A 24973-nucleotide genomic window follows, 5' to 3' on the forward strand; every position below is an offset into this window, starting at 1 on the left:
ATAAAATTATAAAATACAATATATATGATTTAAATAACTTAATTATGTATTTCAAAACAGTGAGCAGAAGGCAAAAAAAAGCATTGCTCCTTTGGAAAAGAACAATGCTAAAATAGAATTTGGGACCTATATGTTATCCTCTTTTAAAACAAGATCGAAATATTTTATAGTTTCAATTAAACCTTCTTTCAACTGCACTTTAGGCTCCCAATTTAGTTCTTTTCGCGCCAAATCTATAGTTGGTTTTCTTTGCATAGGATCATCTTGAGGCAAAGGCATAAACTTAAGTTTACTTTTTGAATCAGTAAGTTCCAATACATTTTCCGCCAATTCCAGCATGGTAAATTCCACTGGATTACCAATATTGATTGGCCCAATCACACTGTCCGGACTATTCATCAATTTATGCATTCCTGAAATCAAATCGCTCACATAACCGAAACTACGTGTTTGCTTGCCATCTCCAAAAATCGTGATGTCTTCTCCTTTCAAAGCCTGAACAATGAAATTACTAACTACCCTACCATCATTTGGATGCATTCTTGGTCCATACGTATTAAAAATCCGCATTACCTTTATATTCAAATCATGCTGCCTGTGGTAATCAAAGAATAAAGTTTCTGCACATCTTTTCCCTTCATCATAACAGGCCCGAGGTCCTATTGTACTTACACTGCCCTTATATGATTCTGGTTGAGGATGAATTTCAGGGTCCCCATAAACTTCACTGGTACTGGCCTGTAAAATTTTTATTTTCAACCTTTTGGCAAGCCCCAACATGTTAATGGCACCAATTACACTTGTTTTTGTGGTTTGAACTGGATCAAACTGGTAATGAACAGGACTGGCAGGACAGGCTAGGTTATAAATTTCATCCACTTCTACATACAATGGAAGCGTCACATCATGCCTTAAAAATTCGAAATTTTTATTCTCCAATAGGTGGTGAATATTTCTTCTTCTTCCTGTAAAAAGGTTGTCGGCACATATCACTTCATGACCTTCACCCAAAAGTTTATCACAAAGATGGCTACCTAAAAATCCGGCTCCACCGGTTACTAAAATCCTTTTCATTTTATTAAATAATTAGTTAAAAACTTAAAGTCTACTATTGCTGCTGTGTAACTTCCAAAAATAATAATATATTACCCATTCAAATAACATTTTTTTAATGTTGTCTATAATTTACTTAAATTTAGGTATCTATTTAATAATTTAAACAACAAAATCGTTAAAAACCTAAAATAACATGAAAAACAGCCTGCCTATTTTAAAGCTATTCACAATAGCACTACTTTTCATTGTTTCCTTTTCTCCGTTGACAGCCCAAGATGGCAAGCGCGATCTTTACGAGATAAGGATGTATCATATCGAAAATTCAAGCCAAGAAAAAGTAATTGATAACTACCTGGAAAATGCCTTTATCCCTGCAGCACATAGGGCAGGTGTAGAGCATGTAGGTGTATTCAAGCCTTTGTCTTCTGAACCAGATGCAGGTAAAAAAATCTATGTTTTTTTACCATTTACTAACTCTAAAGACTTTTTCAGGTTCCAGAGAAAGTTAAATACTGATGCCAAACACCAAGCGGATGGTAAAGAATATATCCAGGCTGCTTTCGATAACCCTTCTTTCAGCAGGATAGAAACGTCTTTAATGCAAGCCTTTGAAACGAGAACCAGAATGGCACTGCCTAAACTAAGCGCTCCTAAAAGCGAAAGAATCTATGAATTAAGAAGTTACGAATCAGCCACTGAACGTCTATACAATCAAAAAGTGAAAATGTTTAATGAGGGTGAAATCGATATTTTTGATGAATTGAATTTCAATGGCGTATTTTATGGCGAACCAATTGCTGGTGCAAATATGCCTAACCTGGTTTACATGACTGCATTTGAAAACTTGGAAGATCGAGACGCTCATTGGGCCACTTTTAGTGATTACCCTGCTTGGTTAGACTTGAAAGCAAATAACGAGTATGACAATACAGTAGCTAAAAATGACAAAAGACTTTTGAGACCTACTGCTTACTCAGATTTCTAATTTTATTTTCTACATAAAAAAGCCGATCATAATTTCTTATGACCGGCTTTTTTATGCCTTGAAGGACCTGGACGAAAATAGAAACTGCATTATATACGGCCATTACCTTAAAAGCCTTTACTTATAATTTTTCAATTATTTCTTCTGGTGCTAACCTTTTATTTATTAAGCCAAGATTAAGCAAAGCATCCAAGGTCGTATTAATATCAAGATCAGGCACCTCCTCATCAATTGCCCAACTGGTTTGTGCAATCCATTCTTGAACATCCTTTTTATCAAGCTTATAGTTTTCACTTATAGGCAAAACAAAGCTTTGCTTGTCTTCCATAAGTGTTTTATTGATACGGTATATTTCTTTTTGAATTTTGTGAAGCAATTCTTTATTCTCCTTTAACATTTGTCCAGAAGCAACAATTACAAAGCACGGCCAAGGTGTTGGGATTTCTCCTACCCGACGAAATATACCACTATCCACCAGTGGCTTCGTGGTATATTTTTCCCAAAGAAAAGCCTTAGCCTTATTGTCCTTAAAGGAATTAATGGCACCGTCTAAATTACTAATAATATCAAAATCAAGGCTATTTGGATCCCAACTTTCTCTTTTCGCTAGTAGGTAAGCCATTAAATGTGAGCCAGACCCCATTCGACTTACTAAAAAAGGTGCATTCTTCAAGTCATTGAGGCTTTGTACCTCACAGGCCCCAGGAACATGAATCCCCCAAACTAAAGGAGATTTCACATGATAGCCTATGATTTTACCCGGATTCCCTTCAACCTTGTCTTTCAAAAAACTTTCAGTAAGAACAATGGCCAAATCTGTAGCACCAGTCCTAATGGCACTATTCATGGCACCAGATCCTCTGGGCTCATTTTCCCAAACCAATTCAACCTCATCTTCTAAAAAAGGTTGTTTTTTAACCAACTGTTGCCAGGGAAAATTAAAATGTTCCGGTACCCCTGTAATCCTTATCGTTTCCATAAAACAAATATATAAAGGAAATTTTATAGTTTCCAACCAATAATTTTAGCTTTAAAATTTATGAAATATTCGGTAAAAATGTATTTTTCAACCAAATCATAAGGTAATTGTTCTGCACTATTTATATCTTTGAGTTCCAAACCTTTCTTTCAATGGATATGGGGAGGATCAATATTTAATAGAACCATAAAATATTTAATATGAAATTCAAACCTGGAGTAAAGTACGGCGAAGAGCTTAAAGACCTATTGGCCTATGCGAAAGAAAGTGAATTTGCAATGCCTGCAGTAAACTGTATCAACAGTAATACTGTGAATGCTGTATTAGAAACCGCGAAAAGGGTCAACTCCCCGGTAATGATTCAGTTTTCAAATGGTGGTGCTCAGTTTTATGCTGGTAAAGGTCTGCCAAATGACAAGCAACAAGCTTCTATTGCAGGTGGTGTTTCTGGCGCCCTGCATGTTCATAAAATGGCTGAAATATATGGTGTCCCTGTGGTTTTACACACGGATCATGCTGCAAAGAAATTGCTTCCTTGGATAGACGGTTTACTTGCTGAAGGGAAAGCCTATTTTGAAGCTTATAAAAAACCTCTCTTCAGCTCTCACATGCTAGATTTATCTGAAGAGTCTATCGAGGAAAACATAGAAACATCTGTAAAATATTTCAAGGAGTTTGCCAAAATCAAAATGGCAATTGAAATTGAACTAGGTGTGACTGGTGGAGAAGAAGATGGTGTAGACAATACAGAAATCGATAGCTCCAAACTATATACTCAGCCTGAAGAAGTAGCTTATGCTTATGAGGAGTTGAAGAAAGTGGACGACCTGTTTACTGTAGCTGCAGCATTTGGAAATGTTCACGGTGTTTACAAACCGGGTAATGTTTCATTGAAACCTATAATTTTGAAAAACTCTCAGGATTATATCAATGTGAAATTCGGAACTACTGGCAAACCTGTAAATTTCGTGTTCCATGGTGGATCAGGATCTACTGTAGAAGAAATTAGAGAAGCCAATAGCTATGGTTCTGTAAAAATGAATATTGATACAGATCTTCAGTGGGCATTCTGGGAAGGTGTGTTGAAATACTACCACAGCAAAGAAGGATATCTTCAAACTCAATTGGGAAATCCTGAAGGCGCAGACAATCCTAACAAAAAGTCTTATGACCCAAGGGTATGGCTTAGAAAAGGTGAAGATAACTTCAGCAAAAGACTGGAACTTGCTTTTGATATGCTTAATGCATTGGATAGAAATTAAGTTTAGAAAATGCTATTTTATTGTTAAAGCTGCCCTATTTGGGCAGCTTTTTTTGTTCTATTTTTTTTGAGATCGCTTCTAAAGCTATTACTTAATGACTTAAAGTTTTACAATTGACACTATTTAAAAGGGGACCTCAACTTACAAATCTTCTCCCTATAATGGTTTCAAAATAGCCGCTTCCCCGCTAAAAATTGTTGGCGCTTCAGGCGCACCAGCAAGGGTGTTGCCCTATTTAAGTAAAGTTTAAATTAAAACATAGAAAGGGAAATTTAGACAGACTCTTTTTCGACTTGGTTCCTGATGGCTTCTGCTACAAAATTATTCAATGAGGTCTTTGATTCCATGGCTTTTAAAGCTGCCTTTTGGTGCAAAGTAGATGGTATTCTAACATTAAAACTCCCTTTAAATGGTTTCTCAGGAGCCTTGCCCTCATCTCTACAATCTGCTAAATAACTATCTACTACCGCTTTAAAGTCCTCTTCTAAATGCTTCCCAGTTTCTCCTTCATATGAGATCAGCCCCATCACCCCTAGTACCTTACCATATAGCAAGTTATCTTCGGGACTGTACTCAATTGTGCCTGTATAACCTTTGTATTCCAAATATTTCATAATTCCAATAATTCTTTTATCTGCCTCATCTGATACCGCTTCATAATCCCGTTTGGATGTGGTTTATGAAGTATAATTGGAACGCTCACTTCATTCTCAAATTTCACCCTTGATCCTGAAGTCTTCCCTTTCTTTACTTCCTTAAAACCAAAATACCTAAGAAGTCTCGCCAACTCTTCGTAATGAAAGTCGGATGGCATACTCAAAAACCTAGTAATTAGTTTTTCCCTCTTAGCCATAAACTCAATGCAACTACATTTAGTTGCATATTACAAACTATTTTTTCATTTTCATAATGAATATCGCCTTAAACCCCTGATTGTAGGCATTGTACCGACCTGTTTGGTGTCGTCCCGTTTTATGTATCTGAGTGGTAGGTTCTCCCCGTTCACTTCAGTACCTATCTGGGTTAATAACACACTCCTATTAAACAAAAAAAGCACCGAGTCGAAACCCGATGCTTTATAACTGTGTTCATGATAACTTTATTCATGTTTCAGGTCAAACCTGTTCCTGAAATTGAAAGAATATCCTTGCTTAAGGATTAAGCCATTTTGTCAAATGGGCTTTTCTATCGTTTGCATTTTTTACGGAAAAGGCTTTGATTTTTCGTTACCTCCACGCTCAGGCAATAATGAGTGTTCTTTTTTCAACTCAGTGTTTTCATGAAGTACCAATGGGTTGGTAATGCTCAAATTCTCCAACAAGTCTGGTAAATCATAATGCTTCAATGCACCTGCTACTGTATAATTAATTTCACTAGTATTGTACTTAAAAGACTCTACAATTCCTCTGTATGAACTCATTGGATCTATTAATGCTATTGAAGATATAGCAGTGTTGAAATTTGCTGCATGAAGCAGTACCGAAGACATTTCTCCTTTAGCAAGGCCTTTGATCTCTCTGGCGCCTTCTTTTTCCTGTAATACAGCTACCAGACGATTGGCATCACCTGCATCAATTCCCACAATGCTTCTTCCAATAAGAATGCTTTCAAACCAGAGGTTATATGAATGGCCGTCGAAATTGGCATCGCCTCTAAAGCCACCATTGCCCATCTCTCCGGTATTTAAGAGGTCCGGTGCAAGCACCATGGCTCCTGCTTTAACTAAAGCCTCCATGTCTCCGCCAACACCAGCATCAAGAGCTTTACCAGAAGGATCTAAATAAAGCACCGCTTTATCCGTAGCCTGGTCAGGTTTCATCAATAGATAAGGCAACCAGTAGTCTCCCTCTCCCTTCATAAGGTGTTTTTCTATGGTATACCCGTCGCGTTGAAATCTTCCCACCATCATGGTTTCTGACAATATTTCTGGCTTTTGATAACCGGAAAGTTTCTTTGCCCAGGCTACTTTCTCTTCCAAAGAGCCATTCAATTCCTGTAGCTCAGCCTTGTTAAGGTCATACGTTGTTTTACCATTATAGCTAGTCACTAGCTGCCCTGTTGGTGATACCTGCAAAATCTCCATGGACAATGTATCTATGTCCTGGTCCACTACTGATCCTGGAAGGTCTAGGTGTTTTCTAAAGAAAGCATACATGCGCTCTCTGTTTTTCTTTGTCGAAGCATGGCCATCATCATCTTCAATTTTTTGAAAATTCTCAGAAACACCATAGGCATCATATATTCTTTGAACCTCCTTACTTGTTTCTCTAACCCCTTCTATATTGAACATGTCACGGGTAGTGGAGATAAGCAGGTTGGGTTTAGGAGCTCTGACGATCATTAGATCAGAATGGTCTAATCCCTCTGCAATGGCATGGTAAAAATTTTGTTCTGCATCCTGAGGACCATGAGTAAGCATCAGTCGCTTAAAATTGGTAATGTAGTTTTCAGGGGCAGAGGCGTTAATCCTTTCATCAAAGGCCGCAATTTGTGAGGATTGTGTACCTCCTCCAGACCTACCTGTGATTCCAATTCTTTCAGGATCCACTTCTTTTCTAGTCATTAGGTAATCTACCACCCTGATACCATCCCATATCATGTGCCTGGCCTCAGAGGAGCCTACAACAAATGCTTGTGCTCCTGGATAAGAATGTTGCTTCGTGGGACCACCTACAAGATCTTTATTGGTTTCATGATCAAAATATTCCAATCTTTCTCCTTGTCCAACAGGGTCGAAGCCAAAGACAATAAAGCCTTTTTTCACCAGGTTAAGAATTACATGCTGGTAAGTAGGAGCTCTATAAGCCAAAGGAGTATGCCCTGAGCAATATATAATGGTAGGTGTTTTCCCTTTCACTCCGTCAGGAATAAACAGGGTCCCACTTACATAAAATCCCGGCTGGGACTCAAATACAATGTTTTCCAATTTATATCCATCGCCTTTATGCTTTCCGGTAACTTTTGGATTTAAAGGAGTTTTTTCAGGAAAAGGACCTACTACTTTCATTAGCTTGTCTTTCGCATTGGCCTGCCAGTCTTTCCATTCGTTCAAGGAAGTGATGGAGGAAATGGCCTTTTCTCTTTTTTCAAGCATTTCAAGTGCTTGTTGGCTTTGGTGTTTGTAGAGGGCATTGGGACCATCGGTAAAGTTAACCCAGTGAGATTGGATCACTGTTAGGTCTTCTTGAGCAAACCCGATGGTAGACAAGCCTATAAAAAGCAGTAGTGTCAGTGGTATGTTTTTCATTTAAAGAAAGTTTGTAATTAAATGGTCCAACTGGTTTTCAAAACCAGCTGTCGTTTGTTTATAAAATTTATTTAGTTAAATATTAGGCCGCTACTATTGGAGTAAAAACGGAAGGTTTTTTCCTTCAAAACAAAAGAAAAACCTTCCTGATTTATTGTAAAGAATAAAATACCAACTTTTTAGCTCTTTATTCTTAGTAATTATACTTGATCTGGAACAACATAGGGAGGTCGGCTAGGTCTGGTAAGCATGGTATCTGCCTCAGAATCGTTAGCAAACTTCTCATAATCCCCCATAAACTTAAGACCTCTCTCCAAACGATAGGAAATGTTAGCTATCTGCGGTAAAGCAGAAGAATAATAGCCTTCTCTAATATCGCAATTCAATGCTTCATTGTTTCCTGCCCTGACACTATCAAGGAAGTTAGCATAATGCTCAGAACCTCCTGGAGCAGCCACCAATACATTACTACCGGAAACTTCAGATTTAGCCATTTGGGAAGTAGCAAATGGTTCTTTCTCATCTGTACGGAAAGCTTTCCAAGTACCGCCGTTAAGTTCAAGGTACCCATCAGTGCCATAAAACATGTTTCCTATTTTGGTTCCAAGACTAGACTCTCCATTGGTATACCTTCCACGGGTTTCAAATTCCAAGGTTTTACCATCCTCATACTTAAAGATGGAGGTCTGCGTATTAGGGGTTTCCTGAGAACATTCTTGAGGGGTTATTCCGTAAATGGCTCCTGAAGAAAATACAGATACAGGATGCTCATTTTTATTCAATCCCCAGCGAGCAACATCAAATTGATGTGGCCCTTGGTTTCCGGTATCACCATTTCCTGTATCCCAGTGCCAATGCCAGTTATAATGTCCTTTTTTCTCGTTATATGCCCTGTACGGTGCTGGCCCTAGCCACATGTCGTAATGTAAGCCTGTAGGCGGTGCACTGTCTTTGGCAATACCAAAACTATTTCTTGGCTTGTAACATAAGCCTCTGGCCATGTACACTTCGCCTATATTACCATCATGAAGAAATTTCATGGCTTCTTGTACATTCTCAATAGACCTATTTTGAAAACCTACCTGAACAACTCTGTCGTATTTTCTGGCTGCTTCAATCATCTTCCTGCCTTCAAAGACATTATGACTAGCAGGTTTTTCAACATAAACGTGTTTTCCAGCCTGACATGCCCAAATAGTGCCAAGTGCATGCCAATGGTTTGGGGTAGCAAATGAAACGGCATCAATTTCCGGATCATCCAAAACCTTCCGCATGTCCCATTCTGTAGCAGGCTTGTCTCCTACTGAATCCTTTACCAATTTTACTTTTTCAGCCCAGGTATTCTCATCCGTATCACACAAGGTTTTGATGACAACATTTCGGCTTTCCTTAAGCTTACAATATTGGTTGATATGATTGGTTCCTTGACCCCTAATCCCGATCATTCCGATCTGTATACGGTCATTGGCACCTAAAATATTCCCATAGGATTTGGCACTCATGGTCATCCCAGCTACTGCTAGACCCGCACTTCCCAAAAGGCTTTTTTTGATAAAATCTCTTCTTTCTGTCATTTCAATTTTTTGAATAATTTTGGTTCTCTTGTCCTATAAGTTTTTTAGGAACCTATCAAATGTTTCTTTTTGGGCAATCATAGCTGCTAATTTGTCAGCCGGATCACTATGTGCTTCAATTAGTATCCATCCATTGTAATCGGCTTGGTCCATCAACTTGAAAAGTTCCTGAAAAGGATAATCATTTTCATCAAAAGCCCGGATATGAGTGGTATCTCCTAACCATTGTTTGACCATATCAAAATTCCCCTCAAGTCCTGGATCCATTAGGTCCGTATTGTTGCTGTTCCAGCAAATTTTAACATTAGAAGAGGTTACCTGATCAAATATTTCTTTCATTACAGGTAGCTGTTGGGTTACTTTTCCATGAACTTCTACCCGCACCAACTGACCATAGTCTTTGGCATAATCACCTACCTCACTAAAGGATTTTGCAATTTGCGCAATGGTTTTCTCCCTGGATACTTCTTCTGGAAGTCGGTTGGGCTTTACTTTAATTCCCGTGGCACCAATGTCATGGCACAATTTGATGTATTCTTTGGTATCTCTAATATTTGCAGCCAACTCTGCAGGGTCCGCACTATGGTATTCATAATTGCTACCGTACCCAACACAGGTCACTGGACTGCCTTTAAACCTCTTTTTAACTTCTTTCCGTTCTTTTTTGCTAAGACTCGTTTCCACGCCATGGGCATGTTGTGTCCGAAGCTCTACCCCTTCATAGCCTGCTTTTTCACAGTTAGAGATAAGTTCTGGCAAAGCCCAGTCTTTTCCCCACAGGTAGGTCACCAAACCCAACTTCATGGAAGCTGCCCTAGGAATAGCTGGACTGGCCCATGTGGCCCCCATACTGCTTAGCGCTATCCCGGATAAAAGGCTTTTTTTAAGAAAATCTCTTCGATTATTTTGATCGTTATTCATTGTTTTGGGTTTACCATTTAATGTTGTCTATGGAAGTAATTCCATAAGCAGGGAAAGGATTCTTATCATTGAAAGGATACAATGCTTTTTGGTCTTCCACTGTAACTGCTTCTTCTTTTAAGCGGCCATCACTGTACATCACTTTTGAAAGATCCAGTTTTAAGGTTTTGGCTAGAAAAGGATAGACAGCTTGTCTTTTCTTTTCATCATAGCCATGATTGTCCTCAGGGATATGTTTGTTTTCAACCTTATCAGTTTGACCTTTTAGCCCATAAATGTATTGAAGGAATGGATATTCTACATTCGGTGTATTCTTGGTCCAGTCACCTCCTACTGAGGTCAATAAAAGTGGTTTTGGTGCAAATACCGCTGCAATCTCTACATTATTGGTTTGATAGTTTTTTGCTTTGTGTATAGGCATGCCACTCTCACACTCACATCCACCAAAAAAATGGGCCGAAACCATTACTACTGGTGCTGAAACATCAATTCTGTCATCCACTGCTGCCAGAAGAAACGATTGCGTTCCTCCACCCGATGCTCCGGTAACCGCTAATTTATCAGGGTCAGCACCCAAAGAAAGTATAAAGTCAACACTTCTGATACTGTTCCACAATTGTAATTTGAGTACATCTCCTTCTCTGTGTTCCCAGCCAATTTCTCCCATTTGGCCATAACCAACAGCGTCATATGCCCATACTATGGCACCCATTCTGGCCATAGAAGCAAATCTCTTTTGCGCATCAGGTCTGTATCTTCCTACATCGCCAGGCTTTGTCCAGTGGCCATGAGGGCTAATGATACCTGGTAGTTTACCCGGGTTTTCATTAGGCATGTACAAACTACCAGTTACAAATACTCCCGGCAAACTTTCGAAAGCAACATTTTGGACCACATAGCCATCAAACTTTCTAACCTCACCCATAATTGGTTTTAAAGGTGATTTTTTAGGCATTTTAACAAGGTCTGTACCCTTAAGGATTTGTTTTCTAATCGCCGCAGCTCTTTTGTCCCAGGCTTTTTCGGTGCTGTATTTTTCCTTTTCCATTTGAAGAAAGGAAGCTCCTTCTGCCTCTGTCCAATGATCGCCAACACAGAGCATGTCGGCGTCTGCGCTTTGTGCAGTCACTACCTTTGGAAAGGTGAAAACCATAATTAAAACTGCTGCTAAATACCAATTTGAATTCATAAGTAAGGTGTTTTTCATAAGAAAATAGTTAATTTTTTAACCACTGATCCCACCACTCAAAAGCCTCTTTTTGCATGGCTTGGTCAAACTTGTGTGGTCCTGGGTAATAGGAAGCTTTGTAATTTTCTTTCGCTCCTGCTTTATCAAAAACCGTTTCCAGAATTTTATCTGCTTTCTGCATTTCTGGAAGGGTGTACAATTGATCTTCACTATCATTAAGCACCAAAGTGGGCAATGGAACACGTAGACCCAAAATTTCAGGAAAATCCAATTCATTGGGTAGCCTTGGCACATAAGCCATCCAAGTGTGTGTATAGGCTCGATTTAATAAAAAATCTGTCCACGTACTCATAAAACCCACACAGACCGCACATTTGATCCTATGGTCTAATCCTCCCATCATGACGGTTCGCAAACCTCCACCAGAAAGGCCTCCACAGCCTACTCTGTCTGGGTCTACATCTTTTCTTGCAAGCAGAATTTCCAAGGCGATTTGGTCTTCTGCAAAAAACACCGCTGGCCAGCTTGTACCACCACAAAACAAGGATTTGGCCATCACATGTTCATGGTTGCCAGCCCATTTATTATAGGCCTCAATATTCTCGTTTTTCTCTGGATTTTCATCAGTCAATCCACCTCTACGGTTCTCAGGCACTTCCTCCAACAATACCCTGCGACTAGCAAAGGTGAAAGAATCCGGCACAATGACTACATATCCCCTTTTGGCCATTTCATTGGCCCAGGCTTTACCTTCATAGTAATGGTCCTGATGTTCCACCATGAGTGGATGCTGTTCTTTTCCCGTTCGGGTAATTTTTCTTACGCCAAAATATTTATTTCCTCCATGATCGTGAAAAGCCAAAATAGCAGGCAACTTACCTTTGGCGCCTTCTGGCTTAATAACCAATGCTTTGGTAGGATTGCCATAGGGCAATTGCCAACTGATATCTTCAAAATGCAAACCATCGTTTACATAAGTATCATGTACAGTCACTTCCGGTACAGGCCCTATATCAGGAATTCCAAGGCGTTCTTTAGCTGCCGCCATGGCCTCTTTTTTCCAGGAATCAAGCTCTTTGAATCGCTCGTTTCTGTAAGAAAGTGAGGGCAATTCTTTGCTTATCAATCCGTTTGCCCAGGGGCCATATGGACCGATGATACTAAGGTCGCTTTTGGTCATGACAAGGTCTTTTATAGCAGATGAAGAAGCGAAAGTTTGAGGGGATAAAACACCTCCTGCTAAACCAAAGCCTGCCAATCCAGCAGTTTTAATAAAGTCTCTCCTTTGCTTTTTCATCTGCTTTAACTTTTTTAGTAGCGATTTCTTATTTGGCTAATTCTAAAGCCTGTGTAGTAACATAGTATTTGGCCAACATATTTGGCACTTCCCATTCAGGCAATTTACCTTCTTTAAGATAGTTGATGTAGGTTTCAGTTACTTCTCTGAAATGATCTTCATGTCCATGTCGGTAAGCTTGTGGGATTACAACTCTCCATGAGTTTTTACCTTCTACTTTCACAACATCCAAATCTTTGAAGGTACCAGCAAGCACTTTTACTTGTTCGGTTACATTCGCTTCAAATTCAGCCAAATCCTGACCTTCAACGGGCTCTATGTATAGCTCAGGCTTGTATTTTTCCTCTGCATCCTGTCTGATAACCAAATTAGATTTGGTTCCTCTCATAATAGAGTAATGCGTATCAGCAGAACCTTCGGGGGCTTTATAATTCCAGATTACAGATACTTTCGCATGAACGCCATTAATCTTATAATTAATTTCGCCATTGCCATACACTTTCAATAAACCATCAGATACTACTGATTGAAGGTAATCAGGGAATTCTTCGATACCTGTAGAGCTAGTAAACTCTTCAAGGGTAAGATCAGTCGTCCATCTTTTGGCATTGATCATTTCGATGTCCGTTTTATAATTTATCACCTTGTCAGGAAAGCTTTCCCACTGAACCAAATCTACCAAGTGAGTAGTCACATCAACGATACCGTTACCTTGCTGATTGACATCATAAAACCATCCTGGCCTGATCAAAGGCTTTCCAGCAACTTGTTTGAAAAAATGGTGAATGCTCTCCTTTGTGATTGCAGGATTTTCAACTGTTCCATTCTCCATTTGTCCGAACACCTCTGGAATCAAAGAAAACTCTCTTTGAAGCATGGTAGAAATCTCAAATCGCTCAGTCATGATGTCAAATAAAAGGACATCATTTTTTCTGCCAATTCAAAGGCCTCCTTAAGTGTTTCAAAACCTGCTGCGTCTATTGCCATTGGCTTATCCGCCAACACATTTATTCCAGCTTCAATGGTGGCCTTAATATTTGCCGTTTTTTCTTTGTTGTTCCCAGCGGTAAGCATTACGTTGCCCTTCTTTTCACTTAGCATTTTCTGAAGGTAGTCATCTCCTTTGTATACCTCTAGTTCCCAACTTGTAGGATCCTCTTCACGGGTATTGTAGCTTTCAACGGATTTTAAATACGAAGGTAATTCCGGTCCATCAGGTGCATAAACAAAAATCTTAGGGTCCACTTGATCATACATGGACTTCACCACAAGGTGTGCATGGAAATGTCCTGGATCAAGGGTAATTAGTTTAATTTCGTCTTTCCCACCAGTGAAGGTATTAGTTACTTCTTCTTCCACATTTTTTTCGTTGGAACATGATACTGATAAAAGCAAAATTGAGGCAGCAAAAGGTGACCAAAATTTACTATTGAATCTCATAATATTTGGTTTTGGTAATTAATTAGAATTAGGTAATCTATTTTGATGCAAGAAGATCCAATTATTGTTCAAATAAAAGAACAGCAAGAAAAACCATCAAGGGATTAAATATAAAGAATATAAAAGGAGAATAAAACAATTATTAGCGTGACCGATTGCATTTAATGCATAAGAACTAATAATTCGTTATAAATGGTATTGAATGGTAACCATAAAAACAATCATTTTGGCAATTAAGGTTGAAAAATAACCGGGATTTTTCATCTCTGGTAATTGCCATAAAAATTAAAGGTCCTTCTAATAACGCATTTGTTTGTAAGTTTAGCGAAATCACCCAAATTTAAAACTCAATATGCCTATAGGACAATACAGGAAATAGTGAAATTTATTATTGAAAAAAATGAGGAATCCTTAAAATCCATCTCCACCTAATTCTTTGTTGATTGATAACTATTTGCTAAATGTCCAAATCAAACTTTAGTAGCCATTCCAACCAGCTTAGTTACGGACCCGTTGAATGAAAATGAGGCTATGTCATTGCTTCTTTAGCTAAAACACTTAAAAATCTTGACTTCAGTTATCTAAAAACGTTACTTATTTATACTTTCGAATTCAAGTAAAAATGAGCAGGTAGATTTTCTTTAATAGTGGTACAGAATTTGATGAAAGTTTCGCTATAAAACACAGCATAGGCATTTTACAGTGGGTTGTGAAGCGAATTGCAACTTTTGAAAAAAATAAATACTTTGACACTATATTTCGTTAGTATTTATGACATTGTAATACCATTTCAGAACATGGATAAAAATGACTTGAGATTTTCTGATATCGAAGGTCTTTAACAAATACAAAATGAAACCATTACATCATTTATTAACCCTCTTCAATTACCACTACCCGTAGACTTTAAATATCATAATTAGAAAGATTGCTTGCTAAATCACAAGCGAAAAATATTTTTAAACCACATTAATTATACTAATTGTAAGTAAAGCATGAAACTATTAAATAGACAAAATATCCCAACAACTGATCCTCGTCCATTGAGAGTTATCCAATTTGGAACAGGGAATTTTTTAAGAGGATTTGCTGATTGGATGATAGATGTCCTTAACGAAAAAACATCATTTAATGGCGACATTCAGATGGTACAAGTACATAGTCGTAAGCCAGCGCAAGGAATAAATGATCAGGAAGGCTTGTATCATATTTTGACCAGGGGTATAAGTAAAGGTAAAACGATAGAAGAAAACAGACTTATACAATCAGTTAGAGGTGCTGTGAATCCTTTTATAGATTACGGGACTTATTTAGACCTTGCAAAATCACCAGATTTAAGGTTTGTCATTTCCAATACTACCGAAGCGGGAATATATTTTGATGAAAACGACAAAGATTGGGCGACAACACCTGAATCCTTCCCAGGGAAATTAACGGCATTACTCTATAAGCGCTTCAAGCATTTCAAAGGTGATCCGCAAAAAGGCATGGTAATGATTCCTTGTGAGTTGGTAGACAATAATGGAAAAAAACTAAAGGAAAACATCCTTAGATACATCAACTTATGGGAACTACCAGGGTCATTTGAAGATTGGATCGTCAAACACAATACATTCTGCAATACTCTTGTAGACAGAATTGTTCCAGGATATCCATTGGGAAATGGCAACGATATTCAGACTCAAATCGGATTTAAAGATGAACAAATGGTGATGGCTGAGCCTTTTCACTTTTGGGCAATAGAAGGTCCGGAATGGTTGAAAACCGAATTACCTCTTGACAGCGCGGGTTTTAATGTCCTTTTTGTAAAAAATATTGCTCCTTTTAGAACCAGGAAAGTACGTATCCTAAATGGTGCCCATACTTGTCTTGTGCCCGTAGCTTACCTTAAAGGAATCAGGCTAGTGAAAGATGCCATGGAGAATGAGACCACCAGCGATTATCTTCAAAAGGTTATCTTTGAGGAAATAATCCCAGCAATGGACCAACCTGCTGAAACCCTCACTCCTTTTGCGGAAGATGTTCTTGACCGTTTCAGAAACCCATTTATCAAGCACAAGCTAAGTGACATTGCACTAAACTCTATTTCCAAATGGAAAGTCAGGGTATTGCCTTCCTTGCTAGACTTTATCAACAAAAAAGATAAAATCCCTACGGGTATGGTTCAAGCTTTTGCAGCTATGATCGTTTACTACAGAGGTCACTACAATGGTGAAATTACACCTATTAAAGACAAACCTGAAATAGTTAAATATTTTGATCAGGTTTGGAAGATTAAAACGCCTGAAGTAGTTGTAGAAAGTGTTTTGGCAAAAGTAGAATATTGGGATCAAGACCTCAACTTAGTCTACGGACTTAGTGAAGCATTGATAAAAGAAGTAAAGGTACTTTTGGCGCAAGAAAAAGTAGCTTAGAAATTCCTATCAAATAAAACCCATAAAAAAAGCGGCTTAGAATTCTAAGCCGCTTTTTTTGAACCTGATCAATATTGGTCTTTAGATATATTGATTCAGAATATTTTCGTACATCTCTTGCTTCCCACTGATCATTTTTGGGTCGCCAATTACCAATGCATGATTTCTCAAAGCCTCCAGGTCTAGTTTGCCTGTTTCAAATTCTTTTCCTTTTCCTCCATCAAAAGAACTGTAACGTTGCTTTCTCAGGGATTGGTAATCTGATTTTTCCATGATATCACTTGCGATAAGTAAACTTCTGGCAAATGCATCCATACTACCTACATGTGCATGGAAAAGATCATTCAGGTCTGTTGAGTTTCTTCGGATTTTAGCATCAAAATTAACTCCCCCAGAAGTAAATCCAGGTCCTTGCAACAATACTAACATCGCTTCGGTGAGTTCCTGTAAGTTAATCGCAAACTGATCTGTATCCCAGCCATTCTGGTAATCACCCCTATTGGCATCTATACTGCCAAGAAGTCCTGCATCCATTGCTACTTGCAATTCATGCTGAAAAGTATGTCCTGCAAGTGTTGCATGATTTACTTCCAAATTTAGTTTAAAGTCCTTGTCCAATCCAAAATGCCTAAGGAAACCAATAACAGTGGCTGCATCATAGTCATACTGGTGTTTGGTTGGCTCCATTGGTTTGGGCTCAATCAAGAAAGTACCTTTAAAGCCTTGTTTTCTACCATAATCCCTGGCCATGGTTAAGAACTGAGCCAAATGCTCTGTCTCGCGCTTCATGTCTGTGTTCAGCAAAGACATATAACCTTCTCTACCTCCCCAGAACACATAGTTTTCACCACCAAGGGTAATCGTAGCATCTATGGCATTTTTCACTTGAGTAGCTGCTCTACTTACCACATCGAAATCTGGATTGGTAGCTGCTCCATTCATATATCTTGGATGGCTAAAAACATTAGCAGTTCCCCAAAGTAATTTTATCCCTGTTTCCTCTTGTTTTTGTTTCGCATAATCAACGATGGCTCCCATATGCTTCTCATAGGTAGCAATGCTGTCCCCTTCATCGATAAGGTCAATGTCATGAAAACAATAAAATGGGGCACCTATCTTGTGAATGAACTCAAATGCTGCGTCCATTTTATCTTTAGCCCTCTGAATCGGGTCATTAGATTTATCCCATTTGTGAACGATTGTTCCTGGTCCGAATGGGTCATTTCCTGTAGCACAGAATGAATGCCAATAAGCAATTGCAAACCGGAAATGCTCTTTCATCGATTTACCTCCAATAACACGGTTTTCATCGTAATATTTGAAAGCCAATGGATTTTTAGAATCCTTTCCTTCAAACTTAATTTTATCAATTTCAGGAAAAAACAAATCTGACATAATTGTATTTTTGTTAGGTTTTAGATACGTATTGTAAATTATTTTATCTGGTTTAAGCAATCCTCCCACTGTGAATAAACGGCTCCATATGCTTCCTTCTTATGCGCATCGGGCTCGAAATCCTGGATTTTAACCAATCCCTGAAATGCTTCCTCAGCATTGGAATAAATGCCAGCTCCTATTCCTGCCCCTCTTGCAGCCCCTTGAGCACCATCAGTGTCATAAAGTTCAAGAGAAACATTGTTCATATTGACAAAAGCTTCTCTGAAAATCGGACTTAAAAACATGTTGGCCTTACCCGCTTTCACTGTTTTCAAGTTGAGCCCCATGCTTTTCATGATGTTAAATCCATAGGTCAAAGCCGAAACTATTCCCTCTTGTCCCGCACGGAAAACATGTCTCTTGTCATGCTTCAAAAGGTTTAACTTTGAAAGATGTGCACCAACTTGCTTATTTTCCAAAATTCTTTCTGCCCCATTTCCAAAGGGTAAAAAGCTTAAGCCCTCGGAACCTATTGGTACTTCTGCCGCCAGGTGATTCATCTCTTCATAATCCAGCGATTGACCACCGAAGGACCGTTTAAGCCAACTATTTAATATTCCAGTTCCATTGATACAAAGTAAAACACCATATCTTGGGTCATTTTTTTGGTGATTGACATGTACAAAAGTATTGACTCTAGACAAAGGATCAAACACAGGTTTGCTACTAACGCCAAAGACCGTTCCCGAAGTTCCAGCCGTAGTGGCTAATTCTCCTTCCTGAAGGACATTAAGCGAAAAGGCATTATTAGGTTGATCACCGGCTCTGTAAGTCACAGGCACTCCTGCATCCAGACCTAAATCTTGTGCGACTTCTGGTAATAATCTACCTTGAACCCCAAAAGACGAAACTGCCTTAGGTAACAAATCTGCATCAATTCCATAATGATACAACAGCCTATCTGCAATTCTATTTTCCGGAAAATCCCAGAAGACTCCTTCTGACAAACCGGATTCTGTGGTAAGAATTTCCCCTGTAAGCTTCATGGCTATAAAATCACCCGGAAGCATTATTTTATAGATCTGATCATACTTCTCAGGCTCATTCTCCTTTACCCATTTGAGTTTTGATGCTGTAAAATTCCCTGGAGAATTGAGCAGGTGACCAAGGCAGTATTCACTTCCCAAATTTGAAAAGGCTTTATTGCCGATTTCCACTGCCCTACTGTCACACCAAATGATAGCAGGACGGATGACTTCTCTATTTTTGTCCACCATCACCAAACCATGCATTTGGTACGATATCCCAATGCCTTTGATTTCTCCGGCTTTTACATTGGCCTTAGCAAGTATATTTTTTGTTGTTTCTTTAATGTATTTCCACCACAATTCAGGATCCTGTTCCGCCCAATCTTTTTGAGGGGAATCAATACTCATTTCTACTTCAGGTAGCCCTTTTGCTGCCACTACTTTACCTGAATCTGCATCCAGAAGAGTAGCTTTTACAGAAGAACTGCCAATATCATATCCTATAAGGAGTTGTCTCATTTTACGAACGGAAATTAAAATTTACCAAAATACGATGTAAAGGGCTGCGATGATACCGGATATCAATATTGCACCTATTTTAAATTGAGTGCTTGTTCTAAAAAGATCCTTTGTTATCTCAATTCCTTTAGGATGATCATTTCCTTTGCCTTCAAATAAACTGATGGCAATAATAAGTCCTGAAAGGATTAAGAAAACCAAACCCATCCGATCTATAAAAGGCAAGGCTGGCATCAAAAATTTGAAAGCTGCTGACAAAGGAATGGTCAGTGCGGCGGCTGTTAATGCTGCATTTGAAGTCGTTTTCTTCCAAAAGAAACCAAACATAAAAATCGCAAATACACCTGGAGACACAAAACCTGTATACTCCTGTATGTACTGAAATGCCTGGTCTAACTCTCTTAATGCCGGAGCGACGATAGCCGCAACTATAAAAGCAACAATGGCTGTAATTCTACCAACTCTTACCTGTTTCCTTTCGGAAGCATTTTCTTCAAAGAAATTTTTATAAATATCCAGCGTAAAAATAGTTGCCGTACTATTGGCCATGGAGGCCAAAGAAGAAACTATAGCTGCTGTCAAAGCGGCAAAGGCGAGTCCTTTTAAGCCTGAAGGAAGTAACTGTAGTAATGTAGGATAAGCTCTGTCTGACTTGATAATACCACTCACAGGATCTGTCATGGAATCAGCAAATGCCGGATCCATACCTTGATTAACAATCACAAAAGCGGCAATACCCGGTATCACTACTATAAGTGGCATTAATAATTTAAGAAACCCCGCAAAGAGCATCCCTTTCTGAGCTTCATTAAGTGATTTCGCTGCCAGGGCTCTTTGGGTGATGTATTGGTTAAAACCCCAATAACTAAGATTAATCACCCACATACCCCCAATCAGAACAGAAAGTCCAGGTAAATCCATATAGGCATCCCGTTCTCCTCCTGCACCATCAGGAATCATCATTTCTCCTTCATTAATAATCATATTGAAGTGAGTTGGCGCTTCTTTTATTAGTGTTGTAATGCCTAGAAACACATCTCCTGAACCTACCATTGATAAAGCCAGGTAAGTAGTGGCCAGTCCACCTAATATTAAAAAGAATACTTGAACAACATCTGTCCAGGCCACGGCTTTTAGCCCACCATAAATTGAATACAACATTGCAAACACTGCTAACCCTGCAATACCATACATCATGGGAACTCCCAATATGGTTTCAAGACTTAGTGCTCCCAAATAAAGCACCGAAGTAAGGTTTACAAACACATATACCAGTAGCCAGAATACAGCCATTACCGTCCTAACCCTGCTATCATACCTTTTGAGCAAAAATTGAGGCATGGTGCTAATTCCTTCTTTGAGGTATATGGGGAGGAAAAATATAGCGACAACTATTAAGGTAGCGGCGGCCATCCATTCGTAGGTAGAAATGGCCAAGCCAAGCGCAAACCCTGATCCAGACATCCCTATAAATTGTTCTGCTGAAATGTTTGAGGCTATCAATGAGGCCCCAACTGCCCACCAAGGCAAAGCCTTACTTGCCAGGAAATAATCATTGGAATCTTTTACATGGCCTTCTTTTTCTCTTGATACAAAATATCCCATCAAGATGATGAGAATACAATAACCAACGAATATGGCCAGGTCTAATGAGGTGAAATTCATGAATTTTGGATTAATGGGTTTTTGGTTTTCTCAGTTCAATTGCATATTAAGAATCAAAAATTAAGATGCAATATAATCATTAATGGTTTTGATAAAATAAAATATCTTAGAAAGGTAGCCCAATGGTTTTTGTTTATTGGGTGTGGTACTGAAATCGAATTGACAAATGGCTTTTCTATTTCAGCTGACACGAATCAATCGTACGCCCTGCATTGACTTGATACTTAATTAAGAAACACTAACTTTATATCAATTAATTCACTTACAAATCCACTTAGATCACGACCATTAAAAGACTTAAAATGAAAAATCTTTCGAGTTTTGTTCCGCTAATTTGTCTTTGCTTTCTTTGCTTTGCTTTTGTTGGATGCCAGTCCAAAGAAAAGGACACAAAACAGTCAGATAATATCACTAAGCCTACACCAAAAGTAGACATTGCCGATATAGAGGATGGCATCAAGGCTTTTATTACAAACAAAGCAGCGGAAAATGACGGTTATTTTCTCGTTAAAGATGACAATAAATTATTAAGGTTACATCTGGTGAGAGTTCATACGGAATACCTGTCAAACTTAGGCCCAAACAGTCATTTTGCTTGTGTTGACCTTGCGGATACCAGTGGAGACGTATATGATGTGGATTTTTTCATGGAAGGGAAACCTGGCGAAATGGAGGTCACCGAAACTACAGTCCACAAACTAAATGGTAAACCTTTTTATTCCTGGAAGCAAAAACCTGACAAAACCTGGTATCGCCTTCCAGTAGCAGAGGCCAGTAACAAATTACTGGGAGTAATAGAAGGTGAAGATCAATTTCAATTCAACTACGAAGTAATTTTACCTACTATAGAAGGTACGGCTAAAATGTGGATTCCTGTAGCCGTCACTGATCATTTTCAGGAAATAGAACTCATAAAGCAAGAAGTCCCCGGCAAACACGAGATTATCAAAGATGACGTGAATAAGAATGACATTCTCTTCCTTGACCTCAGCTCGGAAGAGAGTGGTAAGCCGGTAACATTGGTTTACAATGTAAAAAGGAAAGAAAAAGGACCTTATGAAGACAGCAGTGAAATAGCACCTCGCTATTTGGAATCGAGTGCATTAATGCCTGTAGGAAGGAGATTTAGGGAATTGGCTTTGGAGGCAATTGGAGAAAAAAGAAAGACAGTCATCTTATGCAAGCCAGGGCTATATACGACTATATCATAGACAATATGAAGTATATGAAGTACGGTGACTATGGCAAAGGGGATTCGATCTATGCCTGCGATACCAAAACGGGGAACTGCACAGAGTTTCATTCCTTATTTATTTCTATGGCAAGGTCAGTCGGCATTCCTGCAAGGTTTTCTATAGGCGCCGCAATTCCCTCTGACAGGGATGAAGGCGGTATTGATGGTTATCATTGCTGGGCTGAATTTTATGCAGATGGGAAATGGTGGCCAGTAGACATAAGTGAAGGCAATAAATACACAGCACTTTCAACCTATTATTTTGGCCGCCACCCTGCGAATAGGATAGAGTTTAGCAGAGGCAGAGACCTCATCTTGAGCCCTGGACCCGAAGCAGGCCCTGTAAACTTCATGGCCTATCCAGTGTTAGAGATTAATGGGAAATCAGCAGTGGCTAAAACAACATTTTCCTTCACGAGAGCAAAATTAAGTCATTAAAAAAAGCGCTTAATAGCGCTTTTTAATTGACTTAATTTATTCCTCTTTTGGGTGCTCATCACTATCTGAAGGATGTTCGTCATCCGCTGTAGGATGCTCCTCTTCAGCCGCAGGATGTTCTTCTGTCTGTTCAGTACTTTCACTCTTTTTGTTTCCACAAGAAGTGACCGTGAACGAAAAGAAAAAGCCCATCAATAGAGCCAGTATAGCATATGACCTTAATTTTTTTACAATTTTCATATTTTTACAATTTCTGATTCTATTAAATATACATCATTTTTAAAAGATTTAAAAACAATAGATTATTTATCAGCTGTTTACGAAATAATCTATTAATAAATCTTTCCTTGACCAAGGAAAAAAATAAATCAATAATTGCCATTTCTGGCAGTCTTTTTGACACCCTGTAACCAAAACAACTTAACGATTATGGATAAATTAGCCTACAAGAAAAAAGTGATGGAAGAAGCCATTAACCATCAGGAAAGCATCGTGGCAGACTTTAGACAAAGGATAAACGAAATAAGAGCGGCTGACCAACAACCTCAAGATGAACCCCAGGAATACGACCAACAAGGACAAGAAAACGAAAGTGCTAATGTCATCAATCGTATTTCAAGAGAGTTAAATTTTGTTATTGAAGAATTGGACTTTTTAAAGCAAATGAAAACTTCAGCAAATCTTTTCGATGAAGTAACGCTTGGTGCAGTAGTAAAGACGGATAAAATGACTTTTTTTCCTAGTGTAAGTTTAGAGCAATTTGAAGTAGATGGACACACCTTATTTGGTATATCTCGTGAAGCCCCGATTTACAATGAAATGAAAGGCAAAAAGAAAGGCGATGCCTTCAGTCTGAAGGGGCAAAACTATAAAATTATTGATGTTTACTAAACTGGGTAAGTCATGTTTCAATTTGATCCCTTTTTCTCATCTAATAAGTCTAGCTTAAAAACGTAGCCAGGGTTAAATCCCTCTGGCTATGTTTATTAGGATCAGTTCATTTGATTTCTGGCGTAATACTAGAAGCCAATAGAATGGTTTAAAATCAAAACAAGGTTGAACACTATAAATTTAAGTACCAACCAAATTTAAACCAACTCCTATGTCTAAGATCAGGATCAAAAAACCGATCCGTTCTATAGTCGATTCCTGCCTGAAATTTTTGATTCCCTTTCGACAGGTGACCTAGAGAAGCCACTAACCGATTTTCAATACCGCTTTCCCTCGCCTGATAGCTATAGAGTACTTCATCGCTAAAAACCAAATAAAACTCTCCCGGATCTAGGCTTTTTCCTTCAATTGGAAGTTCAAAAGACATCCTGTACCTAAGCCTATAACTGTTTTTCTCAAAGGCCGAATAGGTCTGATCTGTTCTAATTCTATGACCAATCTTATAATTCCCAGGTAACTGAAGAATGGATATTTGCTGAATTGTCCTGTGGCTATTCTCTCCACGACTATCGACTCGGTATTGATAACCGCCCGCGATATCAATAAAAGGGTTGATTTTGGTACCTAAAAAACCTTGAAAATCAGTAAGATTGTGAAAGTACCCAACATCGACGTCCTTTCCTTCAAACTTTTCGGCCATGCCGTGTTGACTCTCTATTTTACCTATAACCTTGAGTTTTTCTGTTGCTTTAAACCCAACCTGAAATTCCGGGAAAAACCCAAATAGCCGTACTGTACCTTGGGCCATCAACTGAGCAGGAAGAGATAAAAGAAAGATTAATAATAGTTTCCGCATTAATAAAATAGATTATTTGAAGGTGACAATAAAATTTCTCTTTTCATCAGGATATGCCCATCCTTATCAAATAATCCTTCCCATAGTTTTTTCGTATTCGGCGATTGACCATAAAATTCCACTTCATATTTTACCACAATCTGATTCAAGAAATCAGTCTGTACCCAATTTTGGAGGTCTTCTTTGCTTCCTGTATATTGAATTTGAATTTTCTCTATTCGTGATTTAATAAATAAATCATCCATATAATCCGAAATATTATCCCTTACCGAATGAGGTAATTTTCTCCAGTGATCAATAACTTCTATGTCTTCAATAAAGCCAATTTCACTAAATTCAACACTGAATTTTTTGCCTTTTCGGATAAATTTGGCCTCATAGCTGTGACTGTCCGCACTTCTCTCAAAATACCACTTTAATTTTTTTTATGGTCAAAAACATCCTCTAACCATTTTACGGCTATTTCAGGAACATCCTTACTCATTACTCTAGACTCCTTTTCAATCTTCACCTGAGCATAAGTCCAATGAGAGAAAAAACAAAAGAGGAAAACAATGCAATATTTTTTTACCATTTTTTCGGGATTCATACAATTCTAATT

General features: G+C 38.5%; 22 protein-coding genes and 1 pseudogene. 6 read left to right on the forward strand and 17 right to left on the reverse strand.

The genetic code is table 11. The features are described 5' to 3' along the window. Positions 1-126 precede the first annotated feature (126 nt). Complete coding sequence (locus tag ADICYQ_RS02005) at positions 127-1074, reverse strand: UDP-glucuronic acid decarboxylase family protein (RefSeq protein ID WP_020890258.1); 948 nt, start codon at positions 1072-1074, stop codon at positions 127-129. A gap of 175 nt (positions 1075-1249) precedes the next feature. Here ADICYQ_RS02005 and ADICYQ_RS02010 point away from each other — a divergent pair, with 175 nt between their 5' ends. Next, positions 1250-2041 carry an NIPSNAP family protein gene (locus ADICYQ_RS02010; RefSeq protein WP_040413978.1) on the forward strand — a complete coding sequence of 264 codons (792 nt, stop codon included), beginning with the start codon at positions 1250-1252 and terminating at the stop codon, positions 2039-2041. A gap of 121 nt (positions 2042-2162) precedes the next feature. On the opposite strand, the gene ADICYQ_RS02015 is transcribed toward ADICYQ_RS02010, so the two are convergent. Continuing rightward, positions 2163-3020 carry a substrate-binding domain-containing protein gene (locus ADICYQ_RS02015; RefSeq protein WP_020890260.1) on the reverse strand — a complete coding sequence of 286 codons (858 nt, stop codon included), beginning with the start codon at positions 3018-3020 and terminating at the stop codon, positions 2163-2165. A 200-nt stretch (positions 3021-3220) separates the two neighbouring features. On the opposite strand from ADICYQ_RS02015, the gene fbaA reads away from it, so the two are divergent. Next, complete coding sequence (gene fbaA, locus ADICYQ_RS02020; protein WP_020890262.1) at positions 3221-4282, forward strand: class II fructose-bisphosphate aldolase; 1062 nt, start codon at positions 3221-3223, stop codon at positions 4280-4282. Between the two features lie 272 nt (positions 4283-4554). On the opposite strand, the gene ADICYQ_RS02025 is transcribed toward fbaA, so the two are convergent. The 8 genes and pseudogenes from ADICYQ_RS02025 to ADICYQ_RS30605 form a co-directional block, all read right to left on the reverse strand. Continuing rightward, complete coding sequence (locus tag ADICYQ_RS02025) at positions 4555-4896, reverse strand: type II toxin-antitoxin system HicB family antitoxin (protein ID WP_020890263.1); 342 nt, start codon at positions 4894-4896, stop codon at positions 4555-4557. Further along, positions 4893-5096 (reverse strand): type II toxin-antitoxin system HicA family toxin, encoded by a 204-nt coding sequence (locus ADICYQ_RS02030; protein WP_020890264.1) that lies wholly within the window; start codon positions 5094-5096, stop codon positions 4893-4895. The genes ADICYQ_RS02025 and ADICYQ_RS02030 overlap by 4 nt, the downstream gene beginning before the upstream one ends. Before the next feature lie 387 nt (positions 5097-5483). Beyond that, on the reverse strand, positions 5484-7529 hold the full coding sequence (locus ADICYQ_RS02035) for an alpha/beta hydrolase family protein (RefSeq protein ID WP_020890265.1): 2046 nt from the start codon (positions 7527-7529) through the stop codon (positions 5484-5486). A 200-nt stretch (positions 7530-7729) separates the two neighbouring features. Further along, entirely contained in the window at positions 7730-9103 is a 1374-nt protein-coding gene (locus ADICYQ_RS02040) for a Gfo/Idh/MocA family protein (RefSeq protein ID WP_020890266.1), read from the reverse strand. 33 nt (positions 9104-9136) lie between these two features. After that, positions 9137-10024 (reverse strand): sugar phosphate isomerase/epimerase family protein, encoded by an 888-nt coding sequence (locus ADICYQ_RS02045; protein WP_020890267.1) that lies wholly within the window; start codon positions 10022-10024, stop codon positions 9137-9139. A 10-nt stretch (positions 10025-10034) separates the two neighbouring features. Next, positions 10035-11231: an alpha/beta hydrolase family protein gene (locus ADICYQ_RS02050; RefSeq protein ID WP_020890268.1), complete on the reverse strand. Its 1197-nt coding sequence runs from the start codon at positions 11229-11231 to the stop codon at positions 10035-10037. Positions 11232-11241: 10 nt separating this feature from the next. Further along, positions 11242-12510: a prolyl oligopeptidase family serine peptidase gene (locus ADICYQ_RS02055; RefSeq protein ID WP_020890269.1), complete on the reverse strand. Its 1269-nt coding sequence runs from the start codon at positions 12508-12510 to the stop codon at positions 11242-11244. Positions 12511-12538: 28 nt separating this feature from the next. After that, positions 12539-13950: pseudogene (locus ADICYQ_RS30605) on the reverse strand (putative oxidoreductase C-terminal domain-containing protein). Positions 13951-14945: 995 nt separating this feature from the next. Between ADICYQ_RS30605 and ADICYQ_RS02065 the strand changes: the two are divergent. After that, complete coding sequence (locus tag ADICYQ_RS02065; RefSeq protein ID WP_020890274.1) at positions 14946-16364, forward strand: tagaturonate reductase; 1419 nt, start codon at positions 14946-14948, stop codon at positions 16362-16364. An 81-nt stretch (positions 16365-16445) separates the two neighbouring features. Here ADICYQ_RS02065 and xylA read toward each other — a convergent pair whose 3' ends face one another. Genes xylA through ADICYQ_RS02080 form a run of 3 tightly spaced genes read right to left on the reverse strand, consistent with a single transcriptional unit; the run spans position 16446 to position 20953 of the window. Then, positions 16446-17759, reverse strand: a complete 1314-nt coding sequence (gene xylA / locus ADICYQ_RS02070) for a xylose isomerase (RefSeq protein WP_020890275.1) — start codon at positions 17757-17759, stop codon at positions 16446-16448. A 38-nt stretch (positions 17760-17797) separates the two neighbouring features. After that, complete coding sequence (locus ADICYQ_RS02075; protein ID WP_020890276.1) at positions 17798-19288, reverse strand: xylulokinase; 1491 nt, start codon at positions 19286-19288, stop codon at positions 17798-17800. A 21-nt stretch (positions 19289-19309) separates the two neighbouring features. Beyond that, positions 19310-20953 carry a sodium/sugar symporter gene (locus ADICYQ_RS02080; protein WP_020890277.1) on the reverse strand — a complete coding sequence of 548 codons (1644 nt, stop codon included), beginning with the start codon at positions 20951-20953 and terminating at the stop codon, positions 19310-19312. A gap of 302 nt (positions 20954-21255) precedes the next feature. Between ADICYQ_RS02080 and ADICYQ_RS02085 the strand changes: the two genes are divergently transcribed. Together ADICYQ_RS02085 and ADICYQ_RS28075 are read left to right on the forward strand one after the other, a co-directional pair. After that, positions 21256-22164, forward strand: coding sequence for a hypothetical protein (locus tag ADICYQ_RS02085; RefSeq protein WP_020890278.1), 909 nt, complete (start codon positions 21256-21258; stop codon positions 22162-22164). Further along, on the forward strand, positions 22131-22625 hold the full coding sequence (locus ADICYQ_RS28075; protein WP_235114275.1) for a transglutaminase-like domain-containing protein: 495 nt from the start codon (positions 22131-22133) through the stop codon (positions 22623-22625). The genes ADICYQ_RS02085 and ADICYQ_RS28075 overlap by 34 nt, the downstream gene beginning before the upstream one ends. Before the next feature lie 36 nt (positions 22626-22661). Here ADICYQ_RS28075 and ADICYQ_RS27520 read toward each other — a convergent pair whose 3' ends face one another. Then, a complete protein-coding gene (locus ADICYQ_RS27520) occupies positions 22662-22865 on the reverse strand; it encodes a hypothetical protein (protein ID WP_040413983.1) in 204 nt (67 codons plus the stop codon). Between the two features lie 189 nt (positions 22866-23054). Between ADICYQ_RS27520 and ADICYQ_RS25665 the strand changes: the two genes are divergently transcribed. Beyond that, complete coding sequence (locus ADICYQ_RS25665; RefSeq protein WP_020890282.1) at positions 23055-23516, forward strand: hypothetical protein; 462 nt, start codon at positions 23055-23057, stop codon at positions 23514-23516. Positions 23517-23688: 172 nt separating this feature from the next. Here ADICYQ_RS25665 and ADICYQ_RS02100 read toward each other — a convergent pair whose 3' ends face one another. From ADICYQ_RS02100 to ADICYQ_RS27295, 3 genes are all read right to left on the reverse strand, one after another. Next, positions 23689-24372 (reverse strand): DUF2490 domain-containing protein, encoded by a 684-nt coding sequence (locus tag ADICYQ_RS02100; protein WP_020890283.1) that lies wholly within the window; start codon positions 24370-24372, stop codon positions 23689-23691. Next, on the reverse strand, positions 24372-24617 hold the full coding sequence (locus tag ADICYQ_RS02105; protein WP_020890284.1) for a hypothetical protein: 246 nt from the start codon (positions 24615-24617) through the stop codon (positions 24372-24374). The genes ADICYQ_RS02100 and ADICYQ_RS02105 overlap by 1 nt, the downstream gene beginning before the upstream one ends. A 170-nt stretch (positions 24618-24787) precedes the next feature. Further along, positions 24788-24946 carry a hypothetical protein gene (locus ADICYQ_RS27295; RefSeq protein WP_161625562.1) on the reverse strand — a complete coding sequence of 53 codons (159 nt, stop codon included), beginning with the start codon at positions 24944-24946 and terminating at the stop codon, positions 24788-24790. Between the last annotated feature and the right edge of the window lie 27 nt (positions 24947-24973).

Source organism: Cyclobacterium qasimii M12-11B (assembly GCF_000427295.1).
Lineage (GTDB): Bacteria > Bacteroidota > Bacteroidia > Cytophagales > Cyclobacteriaceae > Cyclobacterium > Cyclobacterium qasimii.